This is a genomic window from Mesorhizobium sp. NPDC059054, assembly GCF_042739215.1.
Classification (GTDB): Bacteria; Pseudomonadota; Alphaproteobacteria; order Rhizobiales; family Rhizobiaceae; genus Mesorhizobium.
Genome location: NZ_JBHYHV010000002.1, coordinates 54,819 through 72,978 on the forward strand (window position 1 = coordinate 54,819; position 18,160 = coordinate 72,978).

Annotated in this window: 21 protein-coding genes; 9 read left to right on the plus strand and 12 right to left on the minus strand. The window is 61.4% G+C overall.

The features are described 5' to 3' along the window. Positions 1-37 precede the first annotated feature (37 nt). The 5 genes from ACFWXH_RS08050 to lgt form a co-directional block, all read right to left on the minus strand. A complete protein-coding gene (locus ACFWXH_RS08050) occupies positions 38-1,189 on the minus strand; it encodes a M24 family metallopeptidase (RefSeq protein ID WP_379119112.1) in 1,152 nt (383 codons plus the stop codon). Then, positions 1,189-1,986 carry a peptidoglycan editing factor PgeF gene (gene pgeF, locus ACFWXH_RS08055; protein ID WP_379119114.1) on the minus strand — a complete coding sequence of 266 codons (798 nt, stop codon included), beginning with the start codon at positions 1,984-1,986 and terminating at the stop codon, positions 1,189-1,191. Before pgeF ends, ACFWXH_RS08050 begins: the two co-directional genes overlap by 1 nt. Before the next feature lie 122 nt (positions 1,987-2,108). Next, positions 2,109-2,981 carry a phosphotransferase family protein gene (locus tag ACFWXH_RS08060; protein WP_379119116.1) on the minus strand — a complete coding sequence of 291 codons (873 nt, stop codon included), beginning with the start codon at positions 2,979-2,981 and terminating at the stop codon, positions 2,109-2,111. A gap of 88 nt (positions 2,982-3,069) precedes the next feature. Then, a complete protein-coding gene (locus ACFWXH_RS08065) occupies positions 3,070-4,161 on the minus strand; it encodes a class I SAM-dependent methyltransferase (RefSeq protein WP_379119118.1) in 1,092 nt (363 codons plus the stop codon). Next, a complete protein-coding gene (lgt, locus tag ACFWXH_RS08070) occupies positions 4,158-5,012 on the minus strand; it encodes a prolipoprotein diacylglyceryl transferase (RefSeq protein ID WP_379120870.1) in 855 nt (284 codons plus the stop codon). The genes ACFWXH_RS08065 and lgt overlap by 4 nt, the downstream gene beginning before the upstream one ends. Positions 5,013-5,247: 235 nt before the next feature. On the opposite strand from lgt, the gene ACFWXH_RS08075 reads away from it, so the two are divergent. The 3 genes from ACFWXH_RS08075 (at position 5,248) to ACFWXH_RS08085 (ending at position 6,762) form a co-directional block, all read left to right on the plus strand. Continuing rightward, complete coding sequence (locus ACFWXH_RS08075; protein WP_379119120.1) at positions 5,248-5,562, plus strand: accessory factor UbiK family protein; 315 nt, start codon at positions 5,248-5,250, stop codon at positions 5,560-5,562. 321 nt (positions 5,563-5,883) lie between these two features. Further along, positions 5,884-6,384: a YbjN domain-containing protein gene (locus ACFWXH_RS08080; protein WP_054310552.1), complete on the plus strand. Its 501-nt coding sequence runs from the start codon at positions 5,884-5,886 to the stop codon at positions 6,382-6,384. Between the two features lie 18 nt (positions 6,385-6,402). Continuing rightward, positions 6,403-6,762, plus strand: a complete 360-nt coding sequence (locus ACFWXH_RS08085; protein WP_379119122.1) for a tRNA-binding protein — start codon at positions 6,403-6,405, stop codon at positions 6,760-6,762. A gap of 15 nt (positions 6,763-6,777) precedes the next feature. On the opposite strand, the gene ACFWXH_RS08090 is transcribed toward ACFWXH_RS08085, so the two are convergent. Further along, the gene (locus tag ACFWXH_RS08090; RefSeq protein WP_379119124.1) at positions 6,778-7,800 is read right to left on the minus strand and encodes a glycosyltransferase family 4 protein; all 1,023 of its coding nucleotides are present in this window, start codon (positions 7,798-7,800) and stop codon (positions 6,778-6,780) included. A 445-nt stretch (positions 7,801-8,245) separates the two neighbouring features. Here ACFWXH_RS08090 and ACFWXH_RS08095 point away from each other — a divergent pair, with 445 nt between their 5' ends. Next, positions 8,246-8,560, plus strand: coding sequence for an EthD family reductase (locus tag ACFWXH_RS08095; RefSeq protein ID WP_379119126.1), 315 nt, complete (start codon positions 8,246-8,248; stop codon positions 8,558-8,560). Between the two features lie 146 nt (positions 8,561-8,706). Here ACFWXH_RS08095 and ACFWXH_RS08100 read toward each other — a convergent pair whose 3' ends face one another. The 3 genes from ACFWXH_RS08100 to ACFWXH_RS08110 are packed head-to-tail and all read right to left on the minus strand — an operon-like array spanning position 8,707 to position 11,416. Then, complete coding sequence (locus ACFWXH_RS08100) at positions 8,707-10,116, minus strand: ATP-binding protein (RefSeq protein WP_379119128.1); 1,410 nt, start codon at positions 10,114-10,116, stop codon at positions 8,707-8,709. A gap of 48 nt (positions 10,117-10,164) precedes the next feature. Then, positions 10,165-10,884, minus strand: coding sequence for a response regulator (locus ACFWXH_RS08105; RefSeq protein ID WP_379119130.1), 720 nt, complete (start codon positions 10,882-10,884; stop codon positions 10,165-10,167). Continuing rightward, positions 10,871-11,416 carry a MarR family winged helix-turn-helix transcriptional regulator gene (locus ACFWXH_RS08110; protein ID WP_054310613.1) on the minus strand — a complete coding sequence of 182 codons (546 nt, stop codon included), beginning with the start codon at positions 11,414-11,416 and terminating at the stop codon, positions 10,871-10,873. The genes ACFWXH_RS08105 and ACFWXH_RS08110 overlap by 14 nt, the downstream gene beginning before the upstream one ends. Before the next feature lie 243 nt (positions 11,417-11,659). Here ACFWXH_RS08110 and ACFWXH_RS08115 point away from each other — a divergent pair, with 243 nt between their 5' ends. The 3 genes from ACFWXH_RS08115 (at position 11,660) to ACFWXH_RS08125 (ending at position 13,915) form a co-directional block, all read left to right on the plus strand. After that, positions 11,660-12,553, plus strand: coding sequence for a branched-chain amino acid aminotransferase (locus ACFWXH_RS08115; protein ID WP_379119132.1), 894 nt, complete (start codon positions 11,660-11,662; stop codon positions 12,551-12,553). A 142-nt stretch (positions 12,554-12,695) separates the two neighbouring features. After that, complete coding sequence (locus ACFWXH_RS08120; protein ID WP_054310548.1) at positions 12,696-13,007, plus strand: hypothetical protein; 312 nt, start codon at positions 12,696-12,698, stop codon at positions 13,005-13,007. Between the two features lie 266 nt (positions 13,008-13,273). After that, positions 13,274-13,915 carry an MBL fold metallo-hydrolase gene (locus ACFWXH_RS08125; protein WP_379119135.1) on the plus strand — a complete coding sequence of 214 codons (642 nt, stop codon included), beginning with the start codon at positions 13,274-13,276 and terminating at the stop codon, positions 13,913-13,915. 87 nt (positions 13,916-14,002) lie between these two features. Here ACFWXH_RS08125 and ACFWXH_RS08130 read toward each other — a convergent pair whose 3' ends face one another. The 3 genes from ACFWXH_RS08130 to ACFWXH_RS08140 form a co-directional block, all read right to left on the minus strand. After that, positions 14,003-14,425 (minus strand): BA14K family protein, encoded by a 423-nt coding sequence (locus ACFWXH_RS08130; RefSeq protein ID WP_054310546.1) that lies wholly within the window; start codon positions 14,423-14,425, stop codon positions 14,003-14,005. Positions 14,426-14,732: 307 nt separating this feature from the next. Beyond that, complete coding sequence (locus ACFWXH_RS08135; RefSeq protein WP_024925394.1) at positions 14,733-14,945, minus strand: cold-shock protein; 213 nt, start codon at positions 14,943-14,945, stop codon at positions 14,733-14,735. 210 nt (positions 14,946-15,155) lie between these two features. Further along, a complete protein-coding gene (locus ACFWXH_RS08140) occupies positions 15,156-15,368 on the minus strand; it encodes a cold-shock protein (protein ID WP_054310545.1) in 213 nt (70 codons plus the stop codon). A gap of 482 nt (positions 15,369-15,850) precedes the next feature. Between ACFWXH_RS08140 and ACFWXH_RS08145 the strand changes: the two genes are divergently transcribed. Beyond that, complete coding sequence (locus tag ACFWXH_RS08145; protein WP_379119137.1) at positions 15,851-16,267, plus strand: Kazal-type serine protease inhibitor domain-containing protein; 417 nt, start codon at positions 15,851-15,853, stop codon at positions 16,265-16,267. Positions 16,268-16,497: 230 nt separating this feature from the next. Further along, entirely contained in the window at positions 16,498-18,114 is a 1,617-nt protein-coding gene (locus ACFWXH_RS08150) for a tetratricopeptide repeat-containing sulfotransferase family protein (protein ID WP_379119139.1), read from the plus strand. The last annotated feature ends 46 nt before the right edge of the window (positions 18,115-18,160 follow it).

Consider the following 18,160-nt stretch of genomic DNA (forward strand, 5'->3'; position numbering starts at 1 on the left):
TCCTCGGCGACGAACAAATACCCTTCCCGGTGTCGATTCAGCGCACGATCAAGTCGAGATCATGGCGCGAAAGCGGCTTGGGCTGCGATTCGGTCGTGAGATAGGTGCGGCCGAGCGTCATCGCGGTCTCCGTTTCGGAATCCATGATGATCATGTGCGCAAACAGTGTCATGTTGGGCGCGATCGGCTCGGGATTGCCCTGGTAAAACATCGGCATGTCCATCCAGGACGGTGTGAAGCGCGCGCCAACCGAATAGCCGCAGGCGTTGAGTCGGTGACGGGTCAGTCCATGCGTTTCCATGGTACGCGCATGGGCATCGAAGACATCGCCGAAACTGTTGCCGGGTGTCATGGCTTTCTCGACCGCCAGCAGTGCGGCATGGGAGGCATCAAACAGTTCCTGGTGGCGCTTGGAGACCTTGCCGGTGAGTGCAGTGCGCATCATCGGCGCATGGTAGTGGTGGAAGACGCCGGCCCATTCCAGCGTGAGCTGGTCGTTCTTGGTGAGTTTGCGGCGGCCTGCCTTGTAGCGGCAAAGCAGCGCGTCAGGCCCCGAGCCGATGATGAATTCGTTGGCGGGATAGTCGCCACCACCTGAGAAGACCGCGCCTTGCATGGCGGCCAGGATCTGCGCCTCGTCGCCACCTTGCTTGATCAGCGGCAGGGCTGCGTCCAGCGCGTCGTCGCTCAATGCGGCAGCCTTTTCAGCCTTGGCGATCTCGGCCGGGCTCTTGAACAGACGCAGCCGGCCGACGATGCCGGAGGCGTCTGCGATCTGGCCGAAGGTCTGCAACTGCTCATCGAGCCGGCGGCCATTATAGGCGGTCAGGCCGTGGGTGTCGTATTCGACACCGATGCGCGCGCCGAGCAGGTCGAGATCGTTCAAAAGATTGCGCAGGTCGATTGCCGGATTGGCGTCGGCGCGATCCATCCACACCACGATATTGTCGATGGTCGAGGTGTGGCGGGCCTGTCGCAGGTCGGCTGAGCGGGTGAGCAGGACCATCGAGCCGTCCGCTTTCACCACCAGGCACTGGAAGAAGCAGAAGCCGAAAGTATCGTATCCGGTCAGCCAGTACATGCTTTCCTGGGCGAACAGCAGGATGGCGTCGAGCTTCTTCTCGGCCATCTCGATCATTAGCCGGTCGCGGCGAGCGTCGAATTCGGAACGTTCGAAATGCAGCGCCATCAGCCATTGTCCTCCAGCACGATCGCCGACAGTTGGCGTCCATAGTCCGGTTCGTTGCGGTGGACGGTGCGGCGATAGGAAAAGAAGAGATCCTCTTCCGCATAGGTGCAGCGGTCGAGTGCCTCGGCGGTAACGCCGGCTTGTCTCAGCCGGTCGATCGTATAGCGGTTGAGGTCGAACATCGCGTGACCCGCTTTGCCGGACGGCGCGAAATAGCGCTCGTTGCCGGCATCCGCCTCAACGAAGCGGGAGACGAATTCCGGTCCGACTTCATAGTTGCGTGGACTGATCGAAGGGCCGAGCACCGCGACGATGTTTTGGCGCCTTGCACCCAGGCTCTCCATGGCGACGACGGTGTTTTCAAGCACGCCGGTGAAGGCGCCTTTCCAGCCGGCATGGGCGGCGCCGACGACGCGCGCGCCGGAATCGGCAAATAGCACCGGTCCGCAGTCGGCGGTCGTGGCGGCAATGGCGATGCCCGGCCGGTCGGTGACAATGGCGTCGACCTTGGGTCGCTCGCCGTCGAAAGGCTCGCGCGCAACGAAGACGTCGGGCGAATGGACCTGATGGGCGCTGAGCAGATGTGTGGCAGGTACGCCCATCCAGTCGGCGACGCGGCGGCGATTCTCGCGCACCAGTTCAGGAGCGTCCTGAGAGCCGGTGCCGATGTTGAGACCTCGATAGATGCCGTTCGAGACACCGCCGACACGGGTGAAATAGCCGTGGCGGATGCCTTGTCCGGCTGCCTTTTCGAGCATCGGAGACCGGATCGGCTCCGGCTTCGTTTCATTCAGCATGTCTGTCTTGTCTTTGTCAGTCAGGGTTCGTCAAGGCGCTGCGCCGACGGTTCGAAGCGCGGACAGTGGGGCAGGGCGGGGGCCGAAGTCAATCGCGATTGGAGGCGCGGTTTTAGGACAGGTCAACGCAACGCGGCCGCCCAATAGGAGAAATGATCGATCATGAACGGGATTCGCGGTGGATCGTCCACAGCCTCCGCCAGCTCCCACAGACGATGCGCGCCGGTGAGCACCTCGACACGTTCGCGCTCGAGCGCACAGCCGGACAGGATCTCATAGTGGGAGATGATGCGTTCGGTCAGGTCGGTGGAAATGAAGTTCGAATAGATAAAATCCCTGTGCAGCGGGCCGAAGCCGGAATCGGCGAAATCATAGACGCCGCTGAGGCGGCTGGTCTCGTGATCGAAGGCCATGTTCCAGCCGTGACCGTCGAAAAAACCATAGGTCGTGCCGTAAGGGTCCGGCGGCAAGTCGGCCCAGGACGCGATGATCCGCTCGGCCAGGATTTTCAACTCGCCCGACAGAAGCGGCAGCACCTTGACGCGGACTTCGTCAGGTTTGGACCATGCTTCCACAGGTCCTGCGCCGGCAGCACGCATCGTGTCCATGTCGAGGCCGTGCAGGTCGACGTAGAAACGAGCCAGGCGCAGTGCGAGGTCCTCACGGGCTTCCGCGGACAGGCGGGCATAGTGAGGCGTCTCCAGATGGCTGCCTTTCAGCTTCTCATGGCGCGAGAAGACCCGCGAACCATCGATCAGGCGGATATCGGGAACCGGCATGGTGACGGCGGGACGGATCACGTCGAGAAGGCTGCTCTCCCGGATCAGCGACTTTTGCGCGGTCTCGTTGCGCGGAAATTTGAAGATAAGCCGATCGTCCACGTCCACTGCGATCGAATCCCAGCCCTGGGTGAGCAGCCTGAACCTGGACCCGGCCAGGTCTGGAAAACGGGCGACGATCGTCTCCTTCAATGTGTCGAGTTCGTCTTCCTGCATCGTTTCCATCTCATTCCGAACCGCTCTAGCGCATTGTTTTTACGCAATTCCGGGCGGGAAACCGTTACACACTTTTCCTGGAATTGCTTTAGCTGACCCGACTGCGGAACACCGGCAGCGCGATGTCCTCGTGGGCGACGGCCAGCACCTTGAACAGATCGCCCATGGCCTGCGGGCCGGCGAGGCGCTCGACTTCGCCCGACAGGCGCTCGCGCGTGGCATCGTCGGCATCGGCGCCGAGGCGACCGGCGCGTTCGAGCAGACCCATGCCGAGCAGGAACGAGCCTTGTGTCGTGAAGTCGGCACGCAGGCCAGCAATTCGGGCGGAGGTGGCCAGCGCGGAAAAGTCGACATGCGAGGTGAGATCGGCTTCGCCGGGGCTCGCCAGTACGCCCTCGTATTCGTGGCTGCGCAACGCCTGCAGCGTGTCGCCGACACCCGGCTGCAAATGGCCATAGTCGAAGAACAGGCCTGCACCGCCATGCGCCGCGATCTGGTCGGCAATCGTCTGCATCAGCGCCGAACGTGCCGGGGCGATCTCGACGATGGAGCCGTCTGGTGCGCTCTCTGCGTCGGGCGGCAGAAGCGAGGGATCGAGCGAAGCCGCTCCGGCGAAAAAGGCAAGTTCGCCGTTTTCATCGAGCCCCACCATGCGTTCGCGCCAGCCGTCGGAGGTTCGCACGAATTGTCGGATCGGAACGGCATCGAACAGTTCGTTTCCAACGATCAGCAGGGGTGCGCCGGGCAGGGAAGCGACTGTTTCGTGCCATTTGACACTTGCCGCACTGCCGGCCAGCCCATCCCTTTGTTTCTCGCGCAAGCGCGGGCTGGTCTCGATGAGTGCGATCGAAGCGCCTGCAACAAAAGCCGGATCGAGGCGCTCGAGGGTGCGCAGCATGTCCTTCGTCAACGTGCCGCGGCCCGGTCCGATTTCGGCCAGGGTGACAGGCATCGGCGAGCCGACCGCACGCCAGGTCTCGTAGAGCCAGACCGCTACCAGTTCGCCGAACATCTGGCTGACTTCCGGCGCCGTGATGAAATCGCCGCCGGTACCAAAGGGCTCGCGCGTCGTGTAATAACCCGCCTCGGGGTCGAACAGGCAAAGCGCCATGTATTCGCTGGTCGGGATGGGCCCGGCCGTCGAGATCAACTCGATGATGCGGCGTTTCAGTTGCGTCATGCCGGCTGTGCGTGGGTGATGGGTCTGGCCGTTGCCATGCACCAGATGCCGATGAGAACCATTGGCGCCGACAGCACCATACCCATGGTCAGCCAGCCGCCGAAGAGATAGCCGAGCTGCGGGTCGGGTTCGCGGAAGAACTCCACAAAGATGCGCGACAGGCCGTATCCGGCTACGAAGGCGCCTGAGATGAAACGGGGCGTCATCAGCTTCAGCCGCGAATGGGTGAGGAAACGCAGCACCAGGAAAAGCACGAGGCCTTCAAGCAGCGCTTCGTAGATTTGGCTGGGATGGCGTGCAAAGGGGCCGCCATTCGGAAATTCGACCGCCCAAGGCACGGTTGTCAGTCGCCCCCACAGCTCGGAGTTGATGAAGTTGGCAAGCCGGCCGAGGCCGAGGCCGACAGGTACGCCCGCGGCCACCACGTCGAACAGCGACCAGACATGGATGCCGCGCGAGCGGGCGAAGAGATACATCGCCAGGATGGTGCCGGTGATGCCGCCATGGAAGGACATGCCGCCGTCCTGAAGGTAGAAGATCTCGATCGGATTGTTGAAATAGCGCGGGAAGTTGTAGAAGAGCACGTAACCCAGCCGCCCGCCGGCGACGATGCCGACAGCGGCCCAGACGACGAAATCGTCGATATCGATGGGCTTCATCGGCAGTCTGCCTTCGGGCCACAGCCGGGTGTTGGTGATGAGGCGCTTGGCGTACCACCAGGCGAACAGGATGCCGACGACATAGGCGACGCCGTACCAATGCACTTTCAAGGGGCCGAAGCCGAAGAACGGGCCGATCTGGAAGATGACCGGATCGATGTTCGGGAAGGAAAGGGCAGCCAGCGGCAGCAGGTCGCTCAAGGAAATCTCCCATGCGGGTCGCGTTGGAGCGGAACGCGACGTTGTATCGCTGTTCCGCTCTATCTCTTTGTTTTGCCGCATGATCTTATCCAAAAAGTCTGCAACTTTTCGGGATCATGCTTTGAGGCGCGGACCATGGGGCAGGCTTTTGGCGGGGTCAAGGCAGAGCAACCTTGCATTCTGGCATGGGGCTCATTAGGTCAAATCAGCTAACAGGGGTTTTGCCATGTCGACCGGACCGAACCGCATCCTCGATGAATTCGCCAAACTGGTGACCGATGCCGCGGGAGCCGCCCAGGGCGTGCGCCGCGAGATGGAAACAGCCTTCCGGGCCCAGGCCGAGCGACTGCTGAACTCCATGGATATCGTGCAGCGCGAGGAATTCGAGGCGGTGCGCGAAATGGCAGCCAAGGCGCGCGAAGAAAACGCCAAACTTGCGGCCCGCATCGAGGTACTTGAAGCACAGCTTGGCGGCTCCGCAGCAGCCAAGAGCGAAAAACCGGCCTCGGCCACCACCGCGAAGCCACGCGCAAAAAAATAAATCGTTAAATCTTTCCACAACCCACCGTCTGAAAAAGCGCTTTGTCGTGAATCGCTTAACGGCGGCTTGTGACTCTTTGTGTCTCCACTTTCCACATGCGAATGGCCCGCCCCAAAAAATTGGGCTGGTCACGCGACTCCCGATCAATAGACTGAATTTGCTGCATGATTCGGAACGGGGTCATGCGCCGGGCGGTGGGGTCCGGTCATGGGGTGTTGCGTCGAGCAGTCCAGGCCGTCCGAGTTCTAGAAAAATTGTTCGTTGTGCGTGCCTCCCCCGCGGAGCGTGCGGTGGCGCTCCCAGAACGACAGGAAGCATTCCATGGAACTTCTCGAACTCGAATTCTCCCGCGAAATCCATCCGGTCGATGTGATCGAGCAGGTGGCGCACAACAATGACTGGTCTTTCGAGCGGGCCGGCGACGACGAAATTTCGATCTCGGTGACCGGAACCTGGACCGATTATCATGTGTCGTTTTCCTGGATGGAGGATTTCGAGGCACTGCATCTGGCCTGCGCCTTCGACATCAAGGTTCCCGAGAACCGCACATTGGAAGTCATGCGTCTGCTGTCGCTGATCAACGAGCAGATGCTGTTCGGCCATTTCGACCTGTGGGAGCAGGAAGGCGCGATCATGTTCCGTCAGTCGCTGCTGCTCGCCGGCGGCGTCGAACCTTCAAGCCAGCAGGTCGAAGTGCTGCTGTCTTCAGCACTGGAAGCGTGCGAATGCTACTTCCAGGCATTTCAGTTCGTCGTCTGGTCCGGCACTTCGGCCAAGGATGCGCTGTCGAGCGTGCTGTTTGAAACCTATGGCAATGCCTGACCAATACTGTCGAGAAAAATGACTGCCAGTACCGAGCGTAAACCAGACATCACCTTCGCCGACTTCGACCGTGTCGACATCCGTGCCGGCACGATCATCGAGGCTGAGCCTTTTCCGGAAGCCCGCAAGCCCGCGATCAAGCTGAAGATCGACTTTGGCCCCGAGATCGGGGTGAAAAAGTCGTCGGCACAGATCACCAAATATTATACGCCGGAGAGCGTGGTAGGTCGGCAGGTCTTCGCGGTGGTGAATTTTCCGCCGCGGCAGATTGGCAAGTTCATGTCGGAAGTCTTGACGCTCGGCTTTCCCGACGGCGACGGCGACGTCGTGCTGGGCGCGATCGAGCGCAAGGTGCCGAACGGTGGTCGCCTCTACTAACCGCTCGCATATTGATCAGGCAGCGAGTTTCTCGCGTCTTCCGAGCGCCTCGTTCACCGTATCCATGAACATGTCGGCGCAGGCCTTCCAGCTGTAGCGCATGGCGCGTTCGCGCGCTTCGGCGCGGCTCACTGTCAGAGTATCGAGGCAGGCCTGGCGCAGATCCTCGGAGACCTTGCCGCCGATGCCGTCACCGACGATATCGATTGGCCCCGTCACAGGATAGGCGGCGACCGGCGTGCCGCTGGCCAGCGCCTCGATGATGACGTTTCCGAAAGTGTCGGTGCGGCTGGGAAACACGAAAACGTCCGCGGAAGCATAGAGTTCGGCGAGTTCAGCGCTCGGGCGGTGGCCGAGGAAATGCACGTTGGGATAGCGGGCCGTCAGCTTGGCGCGCTCTGGTCCGTCGCCGACCACGACCTTGCTGCCGGGCAGGTCGAGTTCGAGGAATGCCGGCAGGTTCTTTTCGATGGCGACGCGGCCGACCGACAGGAAGATGGGGCGCGGGTAGGGCAGATCGCCACGTTTGTCGGGGCGGAAATGTTCGATGTCGACGCCGCGCGTCCAGGGTTTCAGCTTGTTGAAGCCGCGTGAGGCGAGATCATCGGCCAGGGACTGGGTGGCAACCAGCGTGCCCTGGCCGGAATTGTGGAAGTCGCGCAGCCAGTTGTAGGCCCAGCTTTCCGGCACCGGCAGGCGAGCGCTGAGATATTCCGGAAAACGCGTGTGGTAGCTGGTGGTGAAGGGGCGGCCATGCGCCCGACAATAGCGCCGCGCCATGATGCCGAGCGGGCCTTCGGTGACGATATGGATGTGGTCGGCGTTCGAATCCGCGATCAGGCGGGCGACATGGCGCGGCGTGGTCAGCGCCAGCCGGATGTCGGGATAAGTGGGCAGGGGCAAGGTGCGGAAGGTATTCGGCGTGAGGAATTGGGTTTCGACGCCTTGCGTCTTCAAGGTTTCCGATAGCCGTTCCAGTGTATGAACGACGCCGTTGACCTGGGGACGCCAGGCATCGGTGACCATCAGGATGCGCATGGGACCTCGCCGCGGTGTCGCTGGGGGCTGCTCGCGCGCGTTCGGAAGGGGAGGCTGTTCAGCATCCATTCCTCGCACCAGTCCGGCCTGCCGGGCAGGACGCCGGGGTCCAGGCGCCAGATCGAATCATGGACAATCGCGCGCTTCATGGGCGCTGTTGAGCATGTTTTCATGACGCGGCGATGAATTGGAGCGGGTGGCCGCCTTCGGAGCCCAGGTCACGCACTCGTAAACTGCTGGCGATAGCTGCAAGGTTCTGGAGCCGCTGATGGGCCAGCGTCGCTCAAGCACTTCCGTGCCGTGGTCACCCGCTTCGAAAAGCACGTTGAAAACGACCTTGCCCTCGTCGAACTCGTTTCAGCCAAAATCTGGATGCGCATTATGAGCCGGTGAGCTAGAAGGCCACCTCGGACGCTCGGGGAGGCGTTCAGTCAGGAGCCCGACCGTGATCAAGATGAGCGTCTACTATCCGGCCAATGGCGGCTCGAAGTTCGATCACGACTACTACCGCACCAAGCACATGCCACTGATCCAGGAACGGCTCGGCGATGCCTGCCTCCGCTACGAGATCGACAAGGGCCTTGCGGGTCGCGAACCTGGAAGCGCGCCGGAGTTCGTCGCGGCGTGCCACGTCTACTCGCCGACCCTGGAGACATTCCAGGAGGCGCTAGGTCCCCACCGCGCGGAGATCGCCGCGGACGTCGCCAATTATACGGACATCGCGCCCATCGTGCAGATCAGCGAGATCGTTGGAGGGTAAGGGGTTTCGGCGCGTCAGCGTAGACGTTGAACTTTCGAGGATCGGCGTCGCGCTGGCGCACCATGATCCATGGTGACGAATGAGCGTTATGAGCCGGTGACCTAACACGGCTTTCGCTTTCCTGACGCAAAATCGCAGCTTTTGCTCTAGGAGGGCACTCTGATGATGGCGCGAAGGCCGCCGAGCGGACTGTCTTCGAGAGCGATGTCGCCGCCATGGGTCCGTGCGATGTCGCGCGCGATGGAGAGGCCGAGACCGGTGCCGCTGGCATCGAGGTTGCGTGCTTCGTCCAGCCGCACAAAGGGTTTGAACACTTCCTCGCGTTTTTCCGGCGGGATGCCAGGACCGTCATCGTCGATCGTCACCACCAGTGCGCCGCGGCTGTTGACGGCCTTGATGTCGACGGTCTTGCCATAACGAAAGGCATTGCCGGCGACATTCGACAACAGGCGCTCGAAGGCGTTCGGCCTGACATGCACGAGCTTGGGTCCACTGATCGTGGTGGTCAGCTTGCGTTTGCGCAACGCAGCCTCATCACGCAGTTTCTGGAAATAGGCTTCGAGGTCGAAATCTCCCTGGTCCTCGGTGGCTTCGCCACGCGCGAAAGCCAAGTACCCTTCCAGCATCGACTGCATGTCCTGGATGTCCTGGTTGAGCGCCTCGGTGTCGGTGCGCTTGCCGCCGATCAGTGCCAGTTGCAGTTTGAAGCGGGTGAGCACGGTGCGCAGGTCATGGCTGACACCGGTCAGCATTGCCGTGCGTTGCTCCATCTGACGCTCGATGCGCTCGCGCATCTGGATGAAGGCAAAGCCGGCGCGCCGCACCTCCTCGGCACCGCGCGGTCGGAAATCGCGCGGCATCGGCCTCCCCTTGCCGAAACTCTCGGCAGCATCGGTAAGCGCCAGGATCGGCCGGATCTGGTTGCGCAGGAAGGGGATGGCGATCATCAGAAGCACCAACGACGCGCCGACCATCCAGATCAGGAAGACGATGGTGTTGGAGGCATAGGCCTGGCTGCGGCGTACGAAAACCCGCAGCACCTTGTCCTCGAGCTGGATACGCACCTCGATGACGTTGGAGTTGCCGACCGTATCGATCCAGAACGGCCGATTGATCTGGCGGGTGATCTCCGCCGGCAGCACGTCGTCGAGGATGGAAAAGAAGGGCCGGGGTCCCGGCGGCGGCAGCGGGTCGGCTGGCAAAAGATCGACCTTCAGCTGCATGCGGTCCTGCGCGATGCGGATGATGTTGCCGTAGTCGGCTTCGCGCGGATAAGTCTCGATCAGATCGACGACGGCTGCGATATCGCGGACCACCGCCTGTGAAAGGCGTTGGGTCATCTGCTGCCAGTGCCGTTCGAGGAAGACATAGGCGATGACCGACTGCAAAAGGATCATCGGCGCGATGACGATGATGAGCGAACGGGCATAAAGCCGCTTCGGCATATAGAAGGAGACCCGGCGCCAGAACCGACGCCAGCCACGCGGCAACGCGCCCAATGTGCGCGCGATGCGTCCGTCCTGCGATTGCGGTCCTTGCAATTCCGAAGTCGCCATTCACCTACCGGTTCGCGCGATGCCGCCGCCTGGCGACAGCGCCACAGTCTATTCCACGCTCAACCGATACCCAATACCGCGCACGGTCTGAAGCCAGACGGGATTGGCCGGATCGCGCTCGATCTTGCGGCGCAGACGGTTGATCTGGACGTCGATGGTGCGCTCGCCGACCTCCGAATCATCGCCGACCAGTTCGTGGCGCGGAATCGTCTCGCCGGCACGGGCAGCGAAGATCGCCAGGATCTCCTGTTCGCGGTCGGTCAGCTTCAAGGCCTCGCCGCCCTTCTTCAGCTCGCGCTTGGCGATCTGGAACGTGTAGGGGCCGAACACCAACTGCTCGACTTTCGGCGTGGTGGCCGGGCCGCCGCGGCGCAGGATGTTGTTGATGCGCAGGATGAGTTCGCGCGGATCGAACGGCTTCGGCAAGTAGTCGTCGGCCCCGGCTTCGAGCCCGTTGATCCGGTTGTCGGTTTCCGAGAGCGCCGTCAGCATCAGGATCGGCACGTTCTTGTCCGTCCGGAGCGAGCGGGTCAGGTCGACACCGCTTTCGCCCGGCATCATGATGTCGAGCACCAGGAGATCGAAATCGAGGCCGATCAGTTTGCGTCTCGCCTCGTCGGCATTGCCGGCCACGGTGATGCGGAAGCCGTTCTCGGTCAGATATTGTTTGAGCAGGTTGCGGATGCGCGTGTCGTCGTCGACCACCAGGAGATGCGGCGCATCGTCATTCGGAGCAGGTGGCCTGTCGGTCCTCTCAGTGTTCTCCATGATCGTCCCCTGATCGTTTCTGGGTAGGGTTCGCGGGCAAGATATCAATCTGCGCCCTCAATTCCGGATTGACCATCGCTTTTAGAAACAGCTCAATCGAAGCGCGGTTCCCCAAACCGGAATCTCCCAATGCCGTATGGATGCGGCGTGACTGTGGCCGCGCCAGCGCCAGTGCCAGGGCGCGCCCCTTTTCGGTCGGGTAAAGTTCGCGCTGGCGGCGGTCGCGCGGGCCAGGAAGCTGCACGATATGATCGGTGTCGATGAGCTGCTTGAGCACACGCGCCAGCGACTGCTTGGTGATCTTGAGCACATCCAGCAGTTCCGCGACGGTGAGCCCTGGCCTGCGGTTGACGAAGTGCAGCACACGGTGATGCGCGCGACCGAAACCGTAGTCGGCCAGGATCTCGTCGGGGTCGGAGGTGAAATCGCGATAGGCGAAGAAGAACAGCTCGATGATGCTGAAATCGATGCCGTCCTGCTCGCCTACCGGCGTTTTGATCGGCGCTCCTCGAGCGGTCTTGCGGTCAGCCATGATGGTCCTGCGTTTAGCCGAAAAATATGTCAGCATTATTGACGTATTTTTCGGGCAGTGGTAATTTTCGATAAGCTTTAGGGCTGATTGCGCACGAAAAGGCAAGGCGGCAGCGCTTTTCCGGAAATTTCATCAATGTGCATCCGACCCTGCGCAAGCATCGCGCAGATTGCCCTCAAGCCGAATCGACAGCAACGCAACGTGACAACGGTGCGCAGGCTCGCCTGCGCTCGGGAGGATTCCATGAAGACTGTTCCCTTCGACGAACTGGATGGTTTCATCTGGATGAATGGCCAGTTCATCAAATGGGCTGATGCGAAAGTTCATGTGCTGACCCACAGCCTGCACTATGGCGGCGCCGTTTTTGAAGGCGAACGCGCTTATGCCGGCGAGATATTCAAGCTGACTGAACACAGCGAAAGGCTGCATCAATCGGCGCGCATCCTCGGCTACACCATTCCCTATTCGGTGGCCGAGATTGACGAGGCCTGCCGCACCCTCTTGAAAATGCAGGGTTTTCAGGACGCCTATGTGAGGCCGATCGCCTGGCGCGGTAGCGAACAGACTTCGGTTGGGGCGCAGAACAACCGCATTCACTGCGCGGTCGCCATCTGGCAATGGCCGAGCTATTTCGACCCGGAACTGAAAATGAAGGGTTTGAGGCTCGATTGGGCCGAATACCGCCGGCCGGATCCACGCACGGCGCCATCGAAATCAAAAGCTTCCGGCCTCTATATGATCTGTACCATGTCGAAGCACGTCGCCGAGGCGAAAGGCTACGCGGATGCGCTGATGCTCGACTGGCGTGGGCAGGTGGCGGAGGCGACCGGCGCGAATGTGTTCTTCGTCAAGGACGGCAAGTTGCACACACCGACAGCCGACTGCTTCCTCGACGGCATAACGCGACGCACGGTGATGGATCTGGCTCGTCAGCGCGGCATTGAGGTTGTCGAACGCGCCATTCTGCCGGAAGAGCTGTCGGGCTTTGAAGAATGTTTCCTGACTGGTTCGGCGGCGGAGGTCACGCCGGTGAGTGAGGTTGGCCAACACCGATTCGCCGTTGGTGCCATCAGCAGAACGCTTGTTCAGGCCTATGCGGATGCTGTGCAACCTGCAAAAGCAGTCGCCGCTGCCTAAGAAGTTTGGCAATTTGTGTTCAAAGAGCAGTTATGCGCTACTTTTTTGCTCGCGCTTTTTTCTGCCATTTGACTTTCAACCGATTCGCGGTCTCATTTCGATGTCTGCCTGCGGCGGCAGGCATCCAAGGAGGGACTATAGAATGGAAACACTTCTTCCGATCATCGTCCAGGTGGTCACCGGCATCATCGGCGGTCAGGCGGTGGGTGCGGCGCTGCAGCAGGCTGCAATGTCCCAGCTTCCCAAGATCCTCGGTGGCGCGATCGGCGGCGTCGGTGGCGCAGCCATCCTCGGCAGCCTGCTCGGCGGCGGAGCGGTTGATCCGGCCGCGGCGACGGCCGCCGCGGGCGGCCTGGGCAGTGCGCTCAACCTCAACAACATCGTCGGTGGTGCCGGCGGTGGCGCGATCCTGACCGGCATCATCGGCCTGGTCATGAACGCGATGAAAAAGTAAGCGCAGCTATTTTTCGAGTTTTAGAAATGGGCGGCTTCGGCCGCCCATTTCATTTCCGGCTTCGAAGCCCGGCTTCTTGAATCGACGCACCGTGCTTTTCTGAAAATCGATTCCGATTTGCGGGCCGATGCGCTAGAGCAATTCCAAGAAAAGTGTGTAACGGTTTTCCGTTCGGAATTGCGTAAAAACAATGAGTTAGAGTGTTTCCGCGTTTCCGTGAAAACGAAAACGCTCTAAGGTGAGGGGAAAGCGATCAAGGAGCCATCATGGGTCAGCTCAATGCCGGTGTCGTGCCGGTCACGCCGTTCCAGCAGAACTGCACCATCCTGTTCGATGGCGACAGCAAGATCGGCGTGGTGGTCGACCCCGGCGGTGACGTCGAGCGTATCCTGGCGGCGGTGCGCGATAATGCCATCTCGGTCGAGGCGATCTGGATCACGCATGGCCATATCGACCATGCCGGCGGTGCGATGGATCTCAAGGAAGCACTGGGCGTCGACATTATCGGTCCGCACGAGGATGACAGGCCGCTGCTCGATAATCTGGAAAACCAGGCTCGCCGTTTCGGCATCACCGACACTATCCGCAATTGCGTCCCGGACCGCTTCTTGACCGAAGGCGAGACCGTGTCGTTCGGCGAACATAGCTTTGAAGTGCTGCATTGCCCCGGGCATGCGCCCGGCCATGTCGTCTATTTCAACCGTGCGGCCCGCTTCGCTCATGTCGGCGACGTGCTTTTCCACGGCTCGATCGGCCGGACCGATCTTCCTGGCGGCAGCCACGAGACGCTGATCCGTATGATCAAGGAAAAGCTGCTGCCACTCGGGGACGATATCGGCTTTTTGTGCGGGCATGGTCCCGGCAGCCGCTTTGGTGACGAGCGCCGCTCCAATCCATTCCTTGTCTGACGGCCGACCTCGGATCTTGCCGGCATGAAAAAAGCGCCGCTCGGAGGCGGCGCTTTTGGTCCAGGCAGGGAACTTGATAACGTTGGTTCAGTTGGCGGTGCAGAAATGCTGCTGCCCGTCGTAGCCCGTAAACGTGCCTGAACGCGCATTGAACGAGCGGTAGCGGTTCGAGCAGTAGCTGTACCATTCCGGGCTCCAAGGCTCGACGCTGCCGGCATACGAATAGTACTGCCGCACAACAGGCCGCGGGCGCACGACATAGCGGGGACGCGGCTCGTAATACGGATCATAGTCGTCGTAGTAGGCCGGCTCGCGATAACGCGGCTGCGACAGGGCGCCTGCGATGAGGGCGCCCGCAGCGAGGCCAACGACACCAGCGGCAAGAGCATCGCCGCCGCGGTGATGGTGACGGCGCCAGCGCCAGTCGTCGGCACTTGCAGGTGAAAAGGTTGCCAGGGTCGTCGCGCCGACGGCGGCAGACAGGATGGCAGCTTTGACAAATCGGTTCATGACGGTCTCCTTCGTTCCGGTTCGCCCGCTTCTTTCGGAGGCGTCGTCCGGTCTTGCAACCACTAATAGGCGGTCGTGGCTGAACGGAGGCTGAACGAAATCGCTGTCGCGAAATCTGTCAAAGACATCCCACCGCGCCATTTTGCGATGGGCAATCGATCGATGTCGTCCGTGACCGATCGGCCCGGCGCATGACCCCGAAAATCGGAATCGATTTCCGGAAAGGCAGGGCGGCATCTGCAGCCCGTCATGCGCCAACTTAAAGTGCCAGAGCGTCCTTTGCACGTCCGAAGGGACGTGCGGCGCTCTAGCCGACCGTAAGGTTGACCGCCTTGGGACCCTTGCCGCGCTTGTCCGGCTCGGTATCGAAAGTCACTTTCTGTCCATCCTCAAGACCAGGAAGCCCGGATGCCTGCACGGCGGAAATATGAACGAAAACGTCCTTTGCTCCATCGTCCGGCGTAATGAAGCCGAAGCCCTTGGCATGATTGAAGAATTTGACAGTGCCGGTCTGCGGCATGGGAAACTCCTTGTGAACCCCATCAGTCCAGTCTCCGGGCTTTTGATGACCCAGAATGGAAATTTGTCGTTTATTTTGGCGGTATCGGCAAGAAAAACTTTTGCCGTTGGTTAGCCGTCAAGCCGCGAATGCTTGAGCTGGCAGACAAAAGGCGCGACGAAGATCGCCGCGCCTTTCTAATCTGTTGCCGCTCGCCGATCGAACGCTGTTCTATGCTGCGTTCAGATTGACCGCCTTCGGTCCCTTGCCCTTGCGATCGGGCTCGACTTCGAAGCTGACCTTTTGTCCATCGACCAGCGTGCGCAGGCCGGAGGCCTCGACCGCGGAGATATGAACGAAAACATCCTTGTCGCCGTTGTCAGGCGTGATGAAGCCGAAGCCTTTGGTGGAGTTGAAGAACTTTACGGTACCGGTCTGGGCCATTGGAATAACTCCCTCACCCGTTCAATGATGGGTTCCGCCCTTCGTCCTGCGCCGATGGGCAGTTCCCGGTGGTTTTTTCGGCGCTCATGCATTCGCGCATGACAAAATCCCCCGCCGAAAAACGGGGCTGTCAGAGATTCACACTATCGGGGAAAGGGTCGTGCAAACGTTCCAGTCTCCGGGTCGCAAATGCCCGAACACAGAATTTATCGCACGGAAATGTGATCGTTGCAAGCTGAAGCAGGTGACTGGGCACCTAGCTTGCGCCCGCACTAGACCCTCGCCAAGGCAGGGTCATCTGCCACAGACCGGGAATGATAGGTACAGAACCCGACGGTACGGTTGATTTAGCCGTTCACCACGGCGGAAGGCTGCACTTGCGTTGTTCCCGATGCGGGCTATTCAATCGGGCTGATATGGCTGCCGCGGTCGCGGTGCCGTGTCTCCGGCTTGACCGCCGGTGGGGGTGATGGAGAGAGGCCATGATATTTCTGAAATTCTTCCTGCGGCCGCAAAGCCTTGCGCTGGCGGTTCTGGCGATTGTGCTGGCGGCCTGCACCGTCGTTGTGGACGAGGGGCCGGGACCACGCCCGCCTTATCCTGGTCCAGGGCCGCAATTCTGTACGCGCGAATACGAACCCGTCTGTGCGCGGCGCGGCGGCGACAGGCAAACCTTCGCCAACGCGTGCATGGCGCGGCGCTCCGGCTATCGCGTCATTGGCGACGGTCAGTGCCGTGGTGGTGGCTGGAACGATGGCGGCGACGGCGACCGCCCGCAGTTCTGCACACGGGAATATGCTCCGGTCTGCGCACGTCGGCGCGGACAGCTGCAGACCTTCCCGAACAACTGCGAAGCGCGCGCCGCCGGCTGGCGCGTCGTCGACGGAGGCCCATGTTGATTGCCGCTTCCAGGCGCCACTATCCGTGGCGCCTGGAAGGTTGGTTCGGACACGCCATGCTTGAAACCTCCGGCCGGATGGCCTAGGTCGCAGCAGGCTCAGACGAACATGGCAGGTGTCCCATCAACCGGGCATTGAGAAGGCGTGAAAGCGCAAAGGGTGGCGCAGGGGGCTCCGGGCAACCGCCGCGCGGTGGTGACCTGGATCGCGCGGTCGCCCAGGCATTGCAATTGCATCAGACGGGGCGCTTGCCGGAAGCGGAGAGCCTCTATCGGCAGGTTCTCGCCGCCAAGGCCAGCCACGCCGCAGCGGCACATTTCCTCGGTCTTCTGCTGCACCAGACCGGCCGCAGCGCCGAGGGACTGGCCCTCATCGAGCAGTCGCTGCGGGCCGAGCCCAGGAATCCAGATTTCCTCAACAACTACGGTACGGTGCTGCGCGACGTGGGCCGGGTTGTCGCCGCGGCCGACCAGTTTCGCAAGGCTGTCGCCGTGAAGGCCGATCACGCCGCTGCACGCGAAAACCTCGGCTCGACGCTGCGCCAGGTCGGTCATTTCGATGCCGCCGAGGAAGTCTTCCGCGCCACGATCGGCCGCAATCCTTTCCACATGCGCGCAAGGGCAGGACTTGCCGAGACACAGCAGGAGGCTGGCCGGCTGGACGATGCGTTGGCTACCTTCCGCGAGGCGCTGACAATCCGTCCGAAGGATGCCGACCTCAATCATGGCTACGGTGTCGGGTTGATGGAGAAGGGCCGTCTGGCCGAAGCGGCCGAGCATTTCCGCACCGCGCTGGCCGCGGAGCCCGCGCAGGCGAAGTCCTGGCTGATGTTGTCCCAGGTCAAGCCACAGCGCGAGCGCGACGGCGAACTGACCGCCATGGAAACTCAACATGCCAAGGCGCCGGCAGACAGTCTCGCGCGCATGCAGCTTTCCTTTGGTCTGGGCAAGGCGCACGACGATCTCAAGATCTACGACAGGGCGTTCGACTATTTCGCCGAGGGCAATGCCATCCGCCGCCAGGGTATCTCCTACGATGCCGCCAGGACGCGCGCCGAATTCGAGGCGATGAAGGCGACCTTCACCAGGGAGTTCTTCAAAAAACACAAGCCGAGCGCGATCGAGGACGATGCGCCGATCTTCGTGGTGGGCATGCCGCGCTCGGGCACGACGCTGGTCGAGCAGATCATCGCCAGCCATCCCCAGGTGTTCGGCGCCGGCGAGCTGACGATCCTCAAGACCGCCGTGGGCAAGGGGTTCCCGCTCGATATGAAAGGCGGCTTCCCTGCCGGCATCGCCGATATGCCGGACAAGGCCTTCGCCGATGCCGGGCACGATTATCTCGACATGCTGCATGCCCGCTATCCCGGCTTGAAGCATGTAACCGACAAGATGCCGGGTAACTTCCTTCTGGTGGGCTTCCTGCACCTGATGCTGCCCAAGGCCAAGATCGTGCATTGCAGCCGCAATGCGGTGGCAACTTGCCTGTCGATCTTCAAGTCGCATTTCCGCGGTGACGGCCATCTCTACGGCTATGACCTTGCCGAGCTGGCTGATTTCCACAATCTCTACACGGATATGATGGCGCATTGGCATGCAGTGCTGCCCGGCGTCGTGCACGATGTGCGCTACGAGGATTTCGTGGCCGATCAGGAAGGCCAGAGCCGCGCATTGATCGACTATCTCGGCCTGCCCTGGAGCGATGCGGTGCTGTCGTTCCATGAGAACGAACGGCAGGTGCGCACGGCTTCGGCCGCGCAGGTACGCCAGCCGATGTACAAAGGGTCTGTCGATCTCTGGAAACGTTACGGCGACCGGCTCAATCCGCTGATCGAGCGGTTGAAGTAGCAGTCGACAGGAGCAAACCGCCGGATCGTCCGACCCGGCGGTTGGA